At 67.9% G+C, this 13,251-nt stretch carries 10 protein-coding genes; 5 read left to right on the plus strand and 5 right to left on the minus strand.

Going from position 1 to position 13,251, the window contains the following annotated elements; all coding sequences use genetic code 11:
• Window positions 1-69 precede the first annotated feature (69 nt).
• Window positions 70-792: an XRE family transcriptional regulator gene (locus ACHMXA_RS03155; RefSeq protein WP_395318399.1), complete on the minus strand. Its 723-nt coding sequence runs from the start codon at window positions 790-792 to the stop codon at window positions 70-72.
• A 360-nt stretch (window positions 793-1,152) separates the two neighbouring features.
• Between ACHMXA_RS03155 and ACHMXA_RS03160 the strand changes: the two genes are divergently transcribed.
• The 4 genes from ACHMXA_RS03160 (at window position 1,153) to ACHMXA_RS03175 (ending at window position 2,736) form a co-directional block, all read left to right on the plus strand.
• Window positions 1,153-1,545 (plus strand): hypothetical protein, encoded by a 393-nt coding sequence (locus tag ACHMXA_RS03160; RefSeq protein ID WP_395318401.1) that lies wholly within the window; start codon window positions 1,153-1,155, stop codon window positions 1,543-1,545.
• The gene (locus ACHMXA_RS03165; RefSeq protein ID WP_395318403.1) at window positions 1,542-1,787 is read left to right on the plus strand and encodes a hypothetical protein; all 246 of its coding nucleotides are present in this window, start codon (window positions 1,542-1,544) and stop codon (window positions 1,785-1,787) included. Before ACHMXA_RS03160 ends, ACHMXA_RS03165 begins: the two co-directional genes overlap by 4 nt.
• Entirely contained in the window at window positions 1,784-2,191 is a 408-nt protein-coding gene (locus tag ACHMXA_RS03170) for a hypothetical protein (protein WP_395318405.1), read from the plus strand. Before ACHMXA_RS03165 ends, ACHMXA_RS03170 begins: the two co-directional genes overlap by 4 nt.
• 71 nt (window positions 2,192-2,262) lie before the next feature.
• The gene (locus tag ACHMXA_RS03175; protein WP_395318407.1) at window positions 2,263-2,736 is read left to right on the plus strand and encodes a hypothetical protein; all 474 of its coding nucleotides are present in this window, start codon (window positions 2,263-2,265) and stop codon (window positions 2,734-2,736) included.
• A 19-nt stretch (window positions 2,737-2,755) separates the two neighbouring features.
• Here ACHMXA_RS03175 and ACHMXA_RS03180 read toward each other — a convergent pair whose 3' ends face one another.
• From ACHMXA_RS03180 to ACHMXA_RS03190, 3 genes are all read right to left on the minus strand, one after another.
• Complete coding sequence (locus ACHMXA_RS03180; protein ID WP_395318409.1) at window positions 2,756-4,108, minus strand: esterase-like activity of phytase family protein; 1,353 nt, start codon at window positions 4,106-4,108, stop codon at window positions 2,756-2,758.
• Window positions 4,109-4,187: 79 nt separating this feature from the next.
• The gene (pbpC, locus tag ACHMXA_RS03185; protein WP_395318411.1) at window positions 4,188-6,560 is read right to left on the minus strand and encodes a penicillin-binding protein 1C; all 2,373 of its coding nucleotides are present in this window, start codon (window positions 6,558-6,560) and stop codon (window positions 4,188-4,190) included.
• A gap of 73 nt (window positions 6,561-6,633) precedes the next feature.
• The gene (locus ACHMXA_RS03190; protein ID WP_395318413.1) at window positions 6,634-11,481 is read right to left on the minus strand and encodes an alpha-2-macroglobulin family protein; all 4,848 of its coding nucleotides are present in this window, start codon (window positions 11,479-11,481) and stop codon (window positions 6,634-6,636) included.
• On the opposite strand from ACHMXA_RS03190, the gene ACHMXA_RS03195 reads away from it, so the two are divergent.
• Window positions 11,402-12,742: a hypothetical protein gene (locus ACHMXA_RS03195; protein WP_395318415.1), complete on the plus strand. Its 1,341-nt coding sequence runs from the start codon at window positions 11,402-11,404 to the stop codon at window positions 12,740-12,742. The two genes, ACHMXA_RS03190 and ACHMXA_RS03195, sit on opposite strands and share 80 nt — an antisense overlap.
• A 37-nt stretch (window positions 12,743-12,779) precedes the next feature.
• On the opposite strand, the gene ACHMXA_RS03200 is transcribed toward ACHMXA_RS03195, so the two are convergent.
• Window positions 12,780-13,250: a DUF2269 family protein gene (locus tag ACHMXA_RS03200; RefSeq protein ID WP_395318417.1), complete on the minus strand. Its 471-nt coding sequence runs from the start codon at window positions 13,248-13,250 to the stop codon at window positions 12,780-12,782.
• Window position 13,251 lies beyond the last annotated feature (1 nt).

The following is a 13,251-nucleotide window of genomic DNA, read 5'->3' on the forward strand; positions in this document are numbered from 1 at the left end:
AGGCCGACATCGGCCGGCCTCGGCGTCAGGAAGTCTTGCTTCCTACACTGCGACGCCTGTCGCGAGGCTTCAGATCTCGCCGCCGTGCCAGACGACGCGGCCGCTGATGTGCAGCTCCGCCGCCTGCTCGGCGCTCAGCACCTGCGGCTTGTACGCGGGGTTGTAGCTGATGATCTGCAGGCCACCGGTGGAGAAGTCGCGCTGCAGCACCTTCACATAGTCGTGGCCATCGAGCTGGATGACGTACACGCCGTCCTGGTCGAGCGACTTGGTCGCGGTGTCGACCAGCAGGATGTCGCCGTTGTTGATCTTGTCGGCCATCGAATCGCCGCGCGCATGGACGATGCGCGCATGCGCCGGCTTCACGCCTTTGCGCGCCATCCATGAGCGGTTGAATGCGAAGCGGCCCATGTAGTCCTGCGAGCTGTTGATGGCGCCGTTGCCCGCACTCACGCGAACGTCGAGCAGTTCGACCAGCACGAAGGTTTCGTCATCCAGTCCGCTCGACAGCTGGCTCGGCGAACTGGCCGACTGAAACGGGTTGAGTTCGGCCGGATCGACCCCGAGCGCCAGGGCCATCACATAAAGCTGCTCGAGGCTGGCATCGCTGACACCACGCTCGATGCGCCCCACGGTATTGAAGTGAAGCCCGCTGCGCTGCGCGAGGTCGTCGATGGTCAGCCCCTTTTGCTTGCGCAGGTCGCGCACGCGCGCGCCTTGCGCGAGGGCCAGTTCACCGACCCGGGCCTTCACCTCGGTGTCGTCGGGCGGAGTATTGATTTGCGACGTCACGATAACTCTGATTTGTGTGCACGGATGAATCCTAGACATCTGGAAGTTGGTTTGCAACCCGTTTCAGGTTAAAGAACACGAGAAAGTTCGTTTTTATGTTTTTCTTGATTGCAAAAACTCACTGCATGTGCATAATCGAGGCAACACACACAGAAAAGAATATTTCAACGGCATGACACCTTGATCGGGTTAAAGAAGCGCGCGAGCAGGAGAAAAAGCACCTGCACTGGTTCAAAAAGACACAAGTACGCGCACATCGACATCACCAAACCGAGCAGTGCTCACAAGCGAGGAGGAACGTACTGTGAAAAGAAACCGTGCCAGGACTAAGGCCCCCGGGCAGCCGGGAGGAAGCGCGTGATGGAAGAAAACACGACCTCCGAGTGGTTCGTCGCCAAGGCGCTGATGGCGCTCGCCCAGCGTCGCACCGAAGGCGGGCAGGGCGACGCGGCCTCCCCCCAGGCCGCGCCCGATGCGGTGATCCGCGATACGGACCCGTTCGCCGAGCGCCTGTGGAACCTGCTGCGCATCCGGCGCGCTCTGACGGCCGACGAAGCGGCCGCCTTGCTGATCGGCGAAGAGGACGACTTCGCGCAGAACCGCCGTCAGGCCGGCGCGCTCATGCTGTCCTGGTCGCGGCAATGTCCCCGGGCCGTGCGCGTCGACGCCCGGCGCGTGGACGGTCTCAAGCGCTACGCCTTGCTGCGCGACATCGGTGCCACGCCTCCGGCACCACCCGGAGAAGCCCCATGACGGGCACGCCGCTTTCCTACATGGGCGAAGCCTGGTTCGCCCTGCTGCGCGATGCCTGCGCCGGACAACGGCGATCCGAAGTCGCGGCGCAGTTGCGGTTGAGCGCCGCGGCGGTGAGCCAGGTGCTCAATGGCAGCGGCAAGTACGGCGCCGGCAAGGCCAGCACCGATCGCATCGCACGCCGGGTGCTCGACACCTTCGGCGCCACCACGACGAACGAGAAAGAAGGAGCCACCGAATGAGCATCGCACCCGATCGCGACCTTGCCGGCGAAGTGCGGCGCGCCGTCGCCGCGCACCTCGAAGCCAACGACGCAGCCTCGGCGAAGGAACTCGACAGCATGCTTGCCGAGCGCGTCGAGGGCTACCGCCCCGACCCCGGCGGCGCAGCGCTGCGGCAGCACCTGGCGAAGCTGGCCGAGGGCGGACACGTCCACAGCGTGGCGGTGGGCGGCAGGCCGCAATGGAAGAGAGGCCCCGCCCCCATGGCCGGACGCATCGCGAAGGGCCGTCGGGTGATGCTGCTCGACGCCAGCGTCTACGAGCCCGAGGCCGTCCCTGTCATCCGGCCCGGCGCCATGGACTTCGCCCGCATTCCCAGCCTGCTGCTCGGGCATCGCAGGGACTACCGGGGCACCTCGCGCTGAACGACGGCAATCCCTTGCACGCCATCCCACGAACAACAAGTCACACATCTGGATCAGAGGAACACAGGAACATGCACGCCCAGGAATTCGTCAGCAGGACACCGTTCGCGCCGAGCGGGTTCGAACCATCATCTTCTCCGTCGCGTGCTTCGAGCGGCCTGCGGCAGGCAGCCACCGCGCTGGCGAGCGAACTGCTGCCGCCGCGGCTGCGCGAGTTCGTGCGCCTGATCGGGCTGCCGGCGACGCTGCGGCTTATCGAGCGCTACGGCGGCCTGCGGATCTACATCCCCGCGCACCCGGCGCCGGACCATCCGCTGGCGGGCCTGATCGGCTTCGACAAGCTGCGCGCGCTGAGCGACGAGTACGCGGTCGACGGCATCGGCCTGCGCTTCGTGCTGCCGAAGGCCAAGCGCGCCTTCGATGCGATCCGCAACGAGCGGATCCGCACCGACTTCAGCACGGGCAAGTCGGTGCGCGCCCTGGCCGCGGAACACTGCCTGGTCGAGCGGCAGGTGGCCCGCATCGTCGCGGACATCACGCTCTGACCAGGCACGGCCGCCTTGCTCACTTGGCCTGCAGCAGCGCCCCCGCCTCCAGCAGCACCAACTCGTTGTCGTCCGCCTTGTTCGGCTCGCGGCTGCTGGAGAAGGGCAGGTTGTTGTCGTTGCCGACCACGATGTGCGTGGCGTCGACCACGTCGACGTTCTCGATGGTGAAGAAGGGGAACTTCAGCACGCCGTCGTTCAGGGGCTTGCGCGCGAGCTTGTTCGGGTCGGCGATGTTCAGCAGGTCGATGTAGCCGATCTTGCGCACCGGGCCGCCGACGTTCGCGTCGTTCAGCTCGACCTTGTAGACGCGCTTGAACCTGGCGATGTCATGGAAGCAGTCGGTGCGCTTCTGGCCTTCGGGGCAGGCCTTGTCGCCGGTGCCCTCGCCGTTGTCGCGCTCGATGATGAGGCCCGTGGTGACGTCGATCATGTTGAAGTCGCCGATGGCGTTGCCATTCGCCTCGAGCACGTACTTCCAGTGGCGGCCGGTCCACTTCTCGGTGGCGACGTCGAACTCCAGCACGCGCAGCGCTTCCTTGCCTTCGACCTTCTCGTAGTCCTTGGCCTCGGCGTTCCACACCGGGCCTTCGAGCAGCGCATACAGCTTGCTGCCGTCCTTCGACGAGGCCATGCCCTCGAAGCCCTTGGAGCGCTTGATCTGGAAGTCGACCGCGCCGCCCGGGGCGCCGGGGGTGGTCACGGCCGGATGGTCGGGCGAGCGCACGACCTTGCCGTCGACCAGCGTGTCGTGCACGGCGAGCACCTTGCCCTTCAGGTCGGCCTTGATGAGGAAGGGGCCGAACTCCTCGCCGATCCACAGTGCGCCGCCGGCGAACTGGAAGCTCTCGGGGTCGAAGTCGGAGCCGGTCAGGTAGCGCTGCTTCGTGCCTTCATGGACGATGCGGAAGGGCACCTTCTTGTCGGGGTCGTGCAGGAAGACGGTTTCGATGCGGTTGAACCTGCCGCTCTTGAAGTCCACCTTGTAGTGGTTCAGGTAGAGCATGAAGTCGGGCGAGTTGGCCTTGGCGCCGGCGCCGTTGTCGGTGAGGATCCAGAAGCTGCCGTCGTCCATCTTCTTGATGCCGGAGTGGCCCTGCAGCGGCTGGCCCTTGAAAGGCAGCGACACGCCGGTGCCACGGCCCCCCGAGAGGCCTTCGACCGAGCCCACTGCATCGACGCGCTTGCCGGTGGTGAACTTGCCGCTGACCTGTAGGTCGGCAGGCGCATCCTTGGGCGCGGAGACGAAGCTCTGCGCGGGCAGCACGGCATGGCCGGCGAGCGTGGCGGGGAAGGCGGTCTGTGCCTGGACTGCGCTGCACGCGAGAGCGGCAGCAAGGGCGATGAAAGACAGGGGGGCGAGACGCGTCATGAGAGGGAAAGGTTCCAAGTCGAAAACGCGTGACCATGCCGGCAAGGAGTGACGCGGCCATGACATGCCCCGCGCGACTTCAGGGCGCGATGTCGACCGTCACCTCGCGCGACTCGGCGCGCCCCTGATCATCGACCGCGCGCAGCAGGTAGCGCCGGCCGGATGACGCGAGATCGGGCATCCACGTGATGCCTTCGCCCGGCGCGGCGCGGCCGATGAGCGCGTCGTCCGCGAACCAGTAGATCGCCTGCGTGCCGGCCGCACCTTCGGCGCGCAGTACCAGGGGCTCGGGCTTCTTGGCGCGCAGCGTGTGGCGCACGCCGCGCAGCGGCGAGGTGATGAGCGGCGCGCTGTCCGACGAGGCATCGCCTTCGCTGCCCTGCGACTTCTCGCAACCGTCGGAAGGTGCGCTCGCACGCGGCAGCCCGGCCTGGCGGAACAGCCGGCGCATGTCGCTGCCCCATTGCTCCACCACCTGCTGGCGCGCATTCGGCTGCGGTCCGCAGACGACCTTGCCCGTGGTCTCGTCGACCCACACCGCGCGGTGCAGGTTGCTGACCTGGATCGGCGACTTACCGGCGATGAACCACGTCATGGTGCGCACCGGGCACAGCGCGTCGGGCAGGCCGCCGGTCGCCGAACAGACCTCGACTTGGCGCAGGTCGGGCGGTCGGCGCGACGCCATCTCGCCCGGGTCCAGCCGCTCCGCGCGTAGTGCGTCGACCATGCGCAGGAAGAGCGGTGCGGCGGCATCCACGCCCACCAGCGCGGGATTGCTGCTGCCATCGAAATTGCCGACCCACACCACCAGCACGTGGCGGCCGAATACGCCCGCGGTCCACGCATCGCGGAAGCCCCAGGAGGTGCCCGTCTTCCATGCGATGGCGGGGCGTGCGGGCAGCGTGGTGTCGGGGCGCGGGGTTTGCCGCATCATGTCGAGCGTGATGAACGAAGCCTCTTCGCTCAGCAGGCGCAGCGGCTGCACGGGCTTCTCGCCGGGCGCTGGCTGCGTGTAGCGGATGGGCTGCGAGACGCCGCCGTTGGCCAGCGTCGCGTACATGCCGGCCAGCTCCTCCGGCGTGACCTCGCCGCCGCCCAGCACCAGCGCGAGGCCGTAGTGCTGCTCGCTCTGCAGCTTCTGCACACCCGCAAGGCGCATGAAGTCGTAGAGCCCGGGCTTCGAGAGCTTCGCGGCCACGGCCACCGCGGGCACGTTGCGGCTGCGGATCAGCGCCTCCTGCGCCGGCAGCGGCCCCGCAAAGCGGTGGTCGAAGTTCTCGGGCGTGTAGGGGCCGAAGGAGGTGGGCGCGTCCTTCAGCATCGTCTTCGGATGCAGCAGCCCCTGGTCGAGCGCCAGCGCGTAGATGAAGGGCTTGAGCGTGGAGCCCGGCGAGCGCTTGGCCAGCACGCCGTTGACCTGGCCCGCGATGGCGTCGTTGCGGAAGTCGGCCGAGCCGATCATCGCGCGCACCTGCATCGTCGACGCGTCGAGCAGCAGCGCGCTCGCGTTGTTCATGCCCACGTCGGCATGCGCACGCAGGTACTGCGCCATGACGCGCTCGAGCGTGGCCTGCATGCGCAGGTCGATGGTGGTGCGCACCTCCTGCACGCCGCGCTCCTGCGCGAGCAGCATGTCGGTGGCGTGGGGCGCGAGAAAAGGCAGGCTGCCGCGCGACTGCGCCGACAGCGCGAGCTGCGCGTCGGGCGCATGCTGCTTCGCCGTGGGATCGCGCTCGGCCCACAGTGCAGAGAGGCGCTCGCGCGCGGCCTGAAGCTCGGCGTTGCGCCCGCGCTCGGCAATGCGCTTGACGGGGTTCTGCGGAATCACCGCGAGCGTCAGCGCTTCGGGCAGGCTGAGCCTGGCGGCGTCCTTGCGGAAGTAGATGAGGCTCGCGGCCTGCACGCCTTCGATGTTGCCGCCGTAGGGCGCGGTGTTGAGATACGCCTCGAGGATGTCGTGCTTGCTGAAGCGGGCCTCCAGCCACAGCGCCGCGAAGATCTGCGCGACCTTGCCGCCGGGCGTGCGGCTGTCGATGCCGTAGACGCGGCGCGCGAGCTGCATCGTGAGCGTGGAGCCGCCCTGCCTGCGCTCGCCGCTGGCGATTCGCCACGCGCTGCGCACCAGCGCGGCGGGGTTGACGCCAGGGTGCGCATAGAAGCGGCGGTCTTCGTACAGCAGCACGGCATCGACCAGCGTGGGCGAGATGCGCTCCAGCGGTACCCAGAGCCGGTACTGCTCGTCGGCCGCGAGCGTGAGGCGCAGCAGCTCGCCGCCTTGCGCATAGACCGCGCGCGAGCTGCCGACGGTTTCGCTCAGCGGGGCGTGGGGCCACAGGCGCAACAGCGCGAGCAACACGGCGACGACTGCAAAAGCAATGAGCGCCTTCCTCCCTCTCCCTCTGGAAGAGGGTTGGGGTGAGGGCATCGGCGACGGATCGAGCGCGGTGGTCATGGGAGGCGCTGCACCCTCACCCTAACCCTCTCCCGCTTGCGGGAGAGGGGGACAAGGCAAGAGCGCGTCATGATCAATTCGCCACCACCTGGAAGCGCGCACCGGCCGAGCGCGAGAACACGCGACGGTCGTACATCGCCTCGCCGTAGGCGGCCGGCACCACGTAGTCGCCCACGTTGGTGGCGCGCGCCTTGTAGGTCACTTCGAGCAGGTCCTTGCCGACGCCGCCGTAGAACACGACGCGGTCTTCGCGGATGTCGGCGTACTGCACCTTCCATGAACCGCCGCCGCCCAGGCGCTTCTTCCAGATGGGCGCGTCGGCATTGGCATCGTCGTCGTCACCCACCGCTTGCAGCACCGGCTCCAGCCCGCCGGGCAGCACGTCGACCAGCGCCACGTCGTTGATCTGCGCGCGCTCCAGGCTGCGCACGCGCACCCGCACCGTGACCTCTTCGCCGAGCTTCGCCTTGGTGACGGGGTTGCCCTTGGCGTCGAGCACCTCGTGGAAGATCTCCATGCCCTTGTTCACCGGCGTGGCGGGCACATTGCGCTCGAAACCCTGCTCGGCCCAGCTGTAGTACAGGTTGAAGTCGCTGTCGTTCGACAGCCTCAGCTTGGCGGTGCCAGCCGGCACCGCAGCGCGCGTGATCGGGTTCACCGCGCCCAGCGCGAGCGCCGCGGCCTGGCCCTGCGCATTGACGGTGCTCGCCGAGAGCTTGCCTTCCACGTTCTGCCCCACGGCCTCGAAGTAGGAGTCCACCGCGAGCAGCATCGAGGCCGACGACAGGCTGTTGTACCAGCCCTCCCGCACCATCTGGGCCATGCCTTCCCACACCGCGGGCTTCAGCGCCTTCAGGCGCGAGGGGAAGTGGCGGCCCACCAGGTGCAGCGTCATGCTGTCGTGCACCAGCGGGTCGTAGTAGGCACCCCAGGCGTTGCGGCGCTGCTTCTTCTCGGTGCGCGCGAGCAGGTCGGACCACACCGGGTCGAGCAGTTCGTTGGCGACCTGCTCCTGCTTCACGAGCTGGTAGCTCGCGGCGAGGTACACGGCGCCGAGGTCGTCGCCCCAGCCCACGCCCTGGCGCGCCAGCTGGTTGCGGCGGGCTTCGCGCAGGTTGGCGAGCGCGGCCGGCGCGACGATGCCCTGGCGCGTCAGCAGGTAGGCCGCCTGCGTGCGCTGGCGCCAGCCGTCGAGCGTGCTGTCGCCGCTGCCGAGCCAGCCCTGCAGGTAGGTGTTGGCCTTCTGCAGCAGGTCCTGCGGCACGGGCAGCTTGCGGTCCTTGGCCTCGACGAGCAGTTGCACCGCATAGAGGGTGGCGAAGGGGTCGGTGCCGGCGCCGGGCCACAGCGAGAAACCGCCGTCGGCCGTCTGCCGCGCGCGCAGCTGAACCAGGTAGCGCTCGAAGGTCTTGCGCGCCTCGGGCAGCGGGCCTTGCTCCGCGGTGCGGCCGCGCGACATTTCCTTCACCAGCTCGGGCCGGCCCGACAGCAGCACGGCCGGGAAGGTCTGGCTGGTGATCTGCTCGGTGCAGCCGTGCGGGTACGCCTCCAGGTACTGCATGAGGCCGGTCGCGAAGGCCCAGGGCGCGGCCGACACGGCCACGTCGCTCTGGCGGAAGTTCGGATACAGGTCGGCCTGGCTCGAGATTTCTCCCGCGCGCTGGAAGCTGCCGGCCTGCACCAGCGTGACGAAGGGCGATGCGGGCCGCACGCTCACTTCGGTAGAGAGGCGCGCGCTGTAGTTCTTGTGCGTCGATGTGAACACGAGCGCGGAAGAACCCAGCACCGCCTGCTCGCCCGGCTTGGCGCGCACGTTGAACTTGGTGCTGGCTTCGCCGCGCTCGTTGACCTTGAGCGTCTGCGTGGCGTCGCCCACCACTTCGAGCCCGCCCGATGCGGTGAGCGTGAGCGCGATGGGCGCCTCCTTGCCCGAACCGACGATGTTGTTGGCCAGGCCCACGCCCACTTCCACCGTATCGCCAGGCGCCATTGCAAGCGGTGCGTTGGGCAATATCACCATGTCGCCGCGCACCACGGTGCGGGTGCTCTTGGCAGCGGTGGTCTCATCGTTCACCGCCACGGCCATCACGCGCAGGCTGCCGTTGAAGCTCTCGGGCACGGTGTAGCTGAACTCGCGGCTGCCGTTCACGTCGACCAGGCCCGACCAGTAGGTCACCGGCTTGTCGCGCTTGCGCTTGAACGGGTTCAGGTGCTTGCCGAGTTCGCCTTCGCCATCGCCGCCGGGCGCGGCGCCCTGCATGAGCTTCTTGAACTCCGGCAGGATCAGGTCGAGCGTCTGCAGCGTGCCCACTTCGAGCGCGCGCTTCTGGAAGAAGTGCTTCAGCGGGTCGGGCGTCTTGTAGCGCGCCACCTGCAGGATGCCTTCATCGACCGCGAACACGACGGCGCGCGTGGGCTTGTCGCTCGTGAGCTTCATCTTCACCGTCTGCCCCGGCTTCACCAGCTCGCTGCTGGTGAGCTGCAGGTTGGCGGTGCGCCTGGTTAACGCGGTTGCGAAAGGCACCACGCCGTACGACAGCGGACTCATGTAGACCTCGTCGGAGGCCGGGTCGCGCACGAAGTGCACGTTGATGTAGCCGGTGCCCTCGAAGTCCTTGGGCAGGGTGATCTTCTGCACCGATGCGGTCTTGTCGGCCTTGAACCATGCATGCGCGTACACCTTGTCACGCTCGATGGTGATGAGGCCCGCGCCCACGTACGGCGCGCGGATGCTCACCGAGATCTCCTGGCCGGGCTCGTAGTCCTTGCGGTCGAGCGTGAGCTGCAGCTCGGCGTTGCGGTCGAGCGAGCGCGACACGTTGGCGTTGCCGGCCACGCTGTACTCCACGCGGTTGAGCTCCAGCCCCTGCGCGTTGCGCACCACGTAGGCGAAGTTGCCGGGCGCGGCGGTGTCCAGCGCCACGTTGTTGCCGGCTGCGGCAATGGCGAAGGGCTTCTCGTCGAGCACGATCTCCTTGCGGCGCGACTCGTAGCGGTACAGGCCGTTGTCCTGCCTGATGAGCACCGACAGCACCTTGCGCTCGACGCGCTCGATCTTCAGGTCGGCCACGGCCGTCTTCTTCGCGCGCGGGTCGATGGCGATCACCGTGGCGTTGCGCGTGGCGCCCTTGCTCACGTAGCTGGTGTCGCCGTCGACCTTCACGCCGACGAGGTAGGGCAGGTCGCTCACCAGCGTCTGCGCCTCGGCCGACACGCTACGCCCGCCCTCGGGCTCGAAGGCCTTGGCGAGCACGTGCACCTGGTAGGTGGCGGCGTCGAAGCGCGAGAGGCGCAGGTCGAACTCGGCCTTGCCGTCGGAACTGGTCTGCACGCTGCCCAGGTCGTCCACCTGCTTCTCGGTGGCGCGCTGCGGGTCGAAGAAAGCGTAGTCGGTGAAGGCGCGGAACACCGGGAAACCGGGGCTCAGCGTGAGCGTGCCTTCCACCTTGCGGTCGGGCGCGGGCGTGCCGAACAGGTTCTGCACGTCGATCTGCGCCTTCAGGTCCTTGGGGCTCACCCAGCCTTCGGCGACTTCGCTGCTGAGCTTGGCCGTGACCTTGGTGCGGTCGGGCAGGAACTCCTGCACCTTCACCGTGGTGCTGCCGATCAGCAGGCTCTCGACCTCGGGCGTGCCCGGCGACGACTGGCGCGGCAGGTAGAGGTTGACGGCGTAGTTGCCGGTGGGGGAGGTGTCCTGCGTGGTGTGGGCGATCTCGGCTGCGCCGCCCGGGCCGAGCCGGAGCTTCTCGCGGCGCACGCTGAGGCCGCGCGCATCGATGATCTCGGCCTCCAGCGGCAGGTCGCGCAGCGAGGTGCCCCAGTTGCCGGCCTTCACCATCATCGCGATGTGCATGGTGTCGCCGGGGCGGTAGATGCCGCGGTCGCTGAAGACATACGCGGTCATCTGATTCGGCACGCCGGCCGCGCGCAGGCCGCCGACGTCGAAGCGCGAGATGTCCAGCGTGCGGTCGCTGCGGTTGAAGGGCAGGAAGCTCAGGTCCCCGTCCTTGCGCACCACCAGCACCACCGGCGCCTTCTCGCGCTGGAAGCCGGCGAGGTTGGGCAGCTTGGCCGCGCCCGTGGCGTCGGTGGACTGCGACGCGACGATCATCCCGTTGCGGCCCCACACCTCGACCATCGCGCCGGCCACCGGCTGACCGCTGGCGATGCTCTGCACGAACACGTCGCGCGTGCCGTCGAGCGACTTCTTGGCCACGATGCCCAGGTCGGTGACGAGCACCAGGCGCTGGTCGATCTGCTGCTCGGGGCTACCGCCTTCGCCACCCTCGCCGTTGCTTTCCTCTTCGGAGGACTGCTCTTCCTGCTGCTGTTGCGCTTCCTCCGGCTGGCCTTCGCCCTCGGGCTTCTTCTTCGCCTTGGGGTCGTAGCCCTGCACCTTCAGCAGGAACACGCCGCGGCGGTCGGTCGCGTCGCTGCGCAGGTACTCGGCGAAGTCGACGGTCTCGTAGTGCGCCTTGCCGGCGGGAATGCTCAGCGGAATCTCCTTCTGGAAGCGATCGACGAGGTTGTCCGACTGCAGGCCGCCGTAGAACTGCGGATGCGCGAAGTCGCCGTTGGTCTGCGTCACCAGGTGCTGCAGCTGCTGCGGCAGCAGGCGGCCGATTTCGAGCCGGATGCCGGGCAGGTCGCGCACCAGGATCGGCAGCTTGCGCTCGCCCGAGAGCGCGAGCAGCGAGCCCTGGCTCATGATGCTGAGCTCGGGCGCGAAGGTCTTGAGCAGGCGCACGTCCTGGAACGCGGCGCCCAGCTGGTAGCCGCCGGGCGTCTTCAGGCCCTTGGCAACGCGCACCAGCAGGTAGCGGCCGCCTTCGGCCTGCGGCATGCGGAAGCTGACCATCTCGGTCACCTCGCGCTCGCTGGCGATGGGCTGCAGGTTGAGCTTCTTCGCGCGACGCAGCACGGCATCGGTCACCTTCGACGGATCGGCGGACCAGTCGAACTTGTCCGGCGGGGTCGCCCTTGGCCTCTTCCGTCACGGGCAACAGCCAGGCCTGCACCACGCGCGCCATCTCGCGCTCGTGCACCGGCATGGAGGCGCTGACCTGCATCACATGCTCGGGCTCGCCGTTCTCGCCGGTGACGATGGTGGGCTCGGCGCCGGAGATGGAAAGGCTGTAGAGGCCGGGGATCTCGACCGCGCGCGACTGGTCATTGCGCAGCGCCGGACCGCCCTTCTGCGCGACCGCACCGGCCGTGAGACTGAGGATCGCGGGCCGGTTCTTCTCCGGAATGGGCAGCGGCTCCGACTGCAGCGTGGCGATGAGGCGCAGCTTGTCGTAGCTGACGGTGAACTTCTCGCTCGCGCACTTGCCCACGCTGAAGAAGGAACTGCTGCAGGGCTGGTCGTAGGTCAGCACCAGGCGCTTCTCGAACTCGGCCGTGTTGACGGGGTGCGAGAAGCGCACCTGGAAGAGCGCACGCCGCACGTTGGCCTGGACCGGGTCCTGGTAGAACTCGGCGCCGATGAACTGCGCGGTGAACTCGGGAGAGGTGAACTCGTACTTGCGCTGCGCCAGTTCGATGTGCGGCGCGAGGGCGCTGTCGGCGATCTGCACCTTGTACGGCTGGCCGATGGGCCAGTCCTGCGCGGGCAGGAATTCGAGGCGGTTCTGCTTCGTCCAGGTCCAGCGGCCGGCGATGGCGGGCTCCATGGTGACGCCGGTGGCTTCCTGGCCGATGCGCGCAATGGGCGCGACGGAGGCCGAGAAATTGATGACGAAGGGGTTTGGGCCCCTGTCGAACTCGATCTGCGTGCGCTGCGGCGGATCGGTCTTCGCGGTGGCGACCACGGGTTCGACTCGGTCGGGCGTGAGGCCGTGCCACCACTTCATCACATGGGGATGGGCGATCCAGCCTGCCAGCACCAGCAGCGCAAGCAGCACCAGCCACGCAAGCCGCTGCTGCAGCCACTGCAAGCCCAGGAGAAGGAATGCACCCAGGATGCGCAGCCACCCCGGGGGTCGCCAGGAACCGATGAGCCCGCGGGCCAGCGGACGCAGGAAGCCGAGCGCGCGGCCCAGCCCGGTGAAGAACACGTCGCTGATCGACGCGAGTTTTCTGTTGGCGACTTGAAGCATGGAGGCTCCCCACTGTTTTTGTTGGCGCCCGCGAGTGTGCGAGCCATCTGTGAAGCAATCGCGCTGTGTGTGAAGTCTTCGTGAAAACCGCACAGGCCCGCGCCGGGCCGCATTCAACGAGTCATAGCTGGGGCTTGTTCACCATCAGGTAGAAGACCACCACCATGGCCGCGAAGGCCGGATAGCCCAGCAGTTCCCACCATCGCTGGTAGCGTGCATAGAGCGGCGGCAGGGGCGCCGCATCGCGATGCGCCCGCGCCGCGATCGCCGCCATGCGGATCTGCAGCCACACCACCGGCAGCCAGCAGGCCCCCGCGAAAACGAATAACGCCAGCGACAGCGCAAGCCATGGGGTGGAAAGCGGAAAGCCCGCCATATGCGCCAGCGCGAAGCCGGTAGCCGGCTGCAGGATGGCGGTGGGCGTGGTGAACCACCAGTCGGAGCGCACCACCAGTCGACTGACCACCGCCTGCGCAGGCACGCTGCCGCTGCGGTTGGCGAAGAACATGTAGAAAGCCGAGCCCAGCCCGGTGCCGACCATGAGGACGCTGGAGACGATGTGCAGCCACTTGAGGATGAGGTAGGTGTTCATG

The sequence above is a fragment of the Variovorax sp. UC74_104 genome (genome assembly GCF_044055375.1).
Classification (GTDB): domain Bacteria; phylum Pseudomonadota; class Gammaproteobacteria; order Burkholderiales; family Burkholderiaceae_C; genus Variovorax.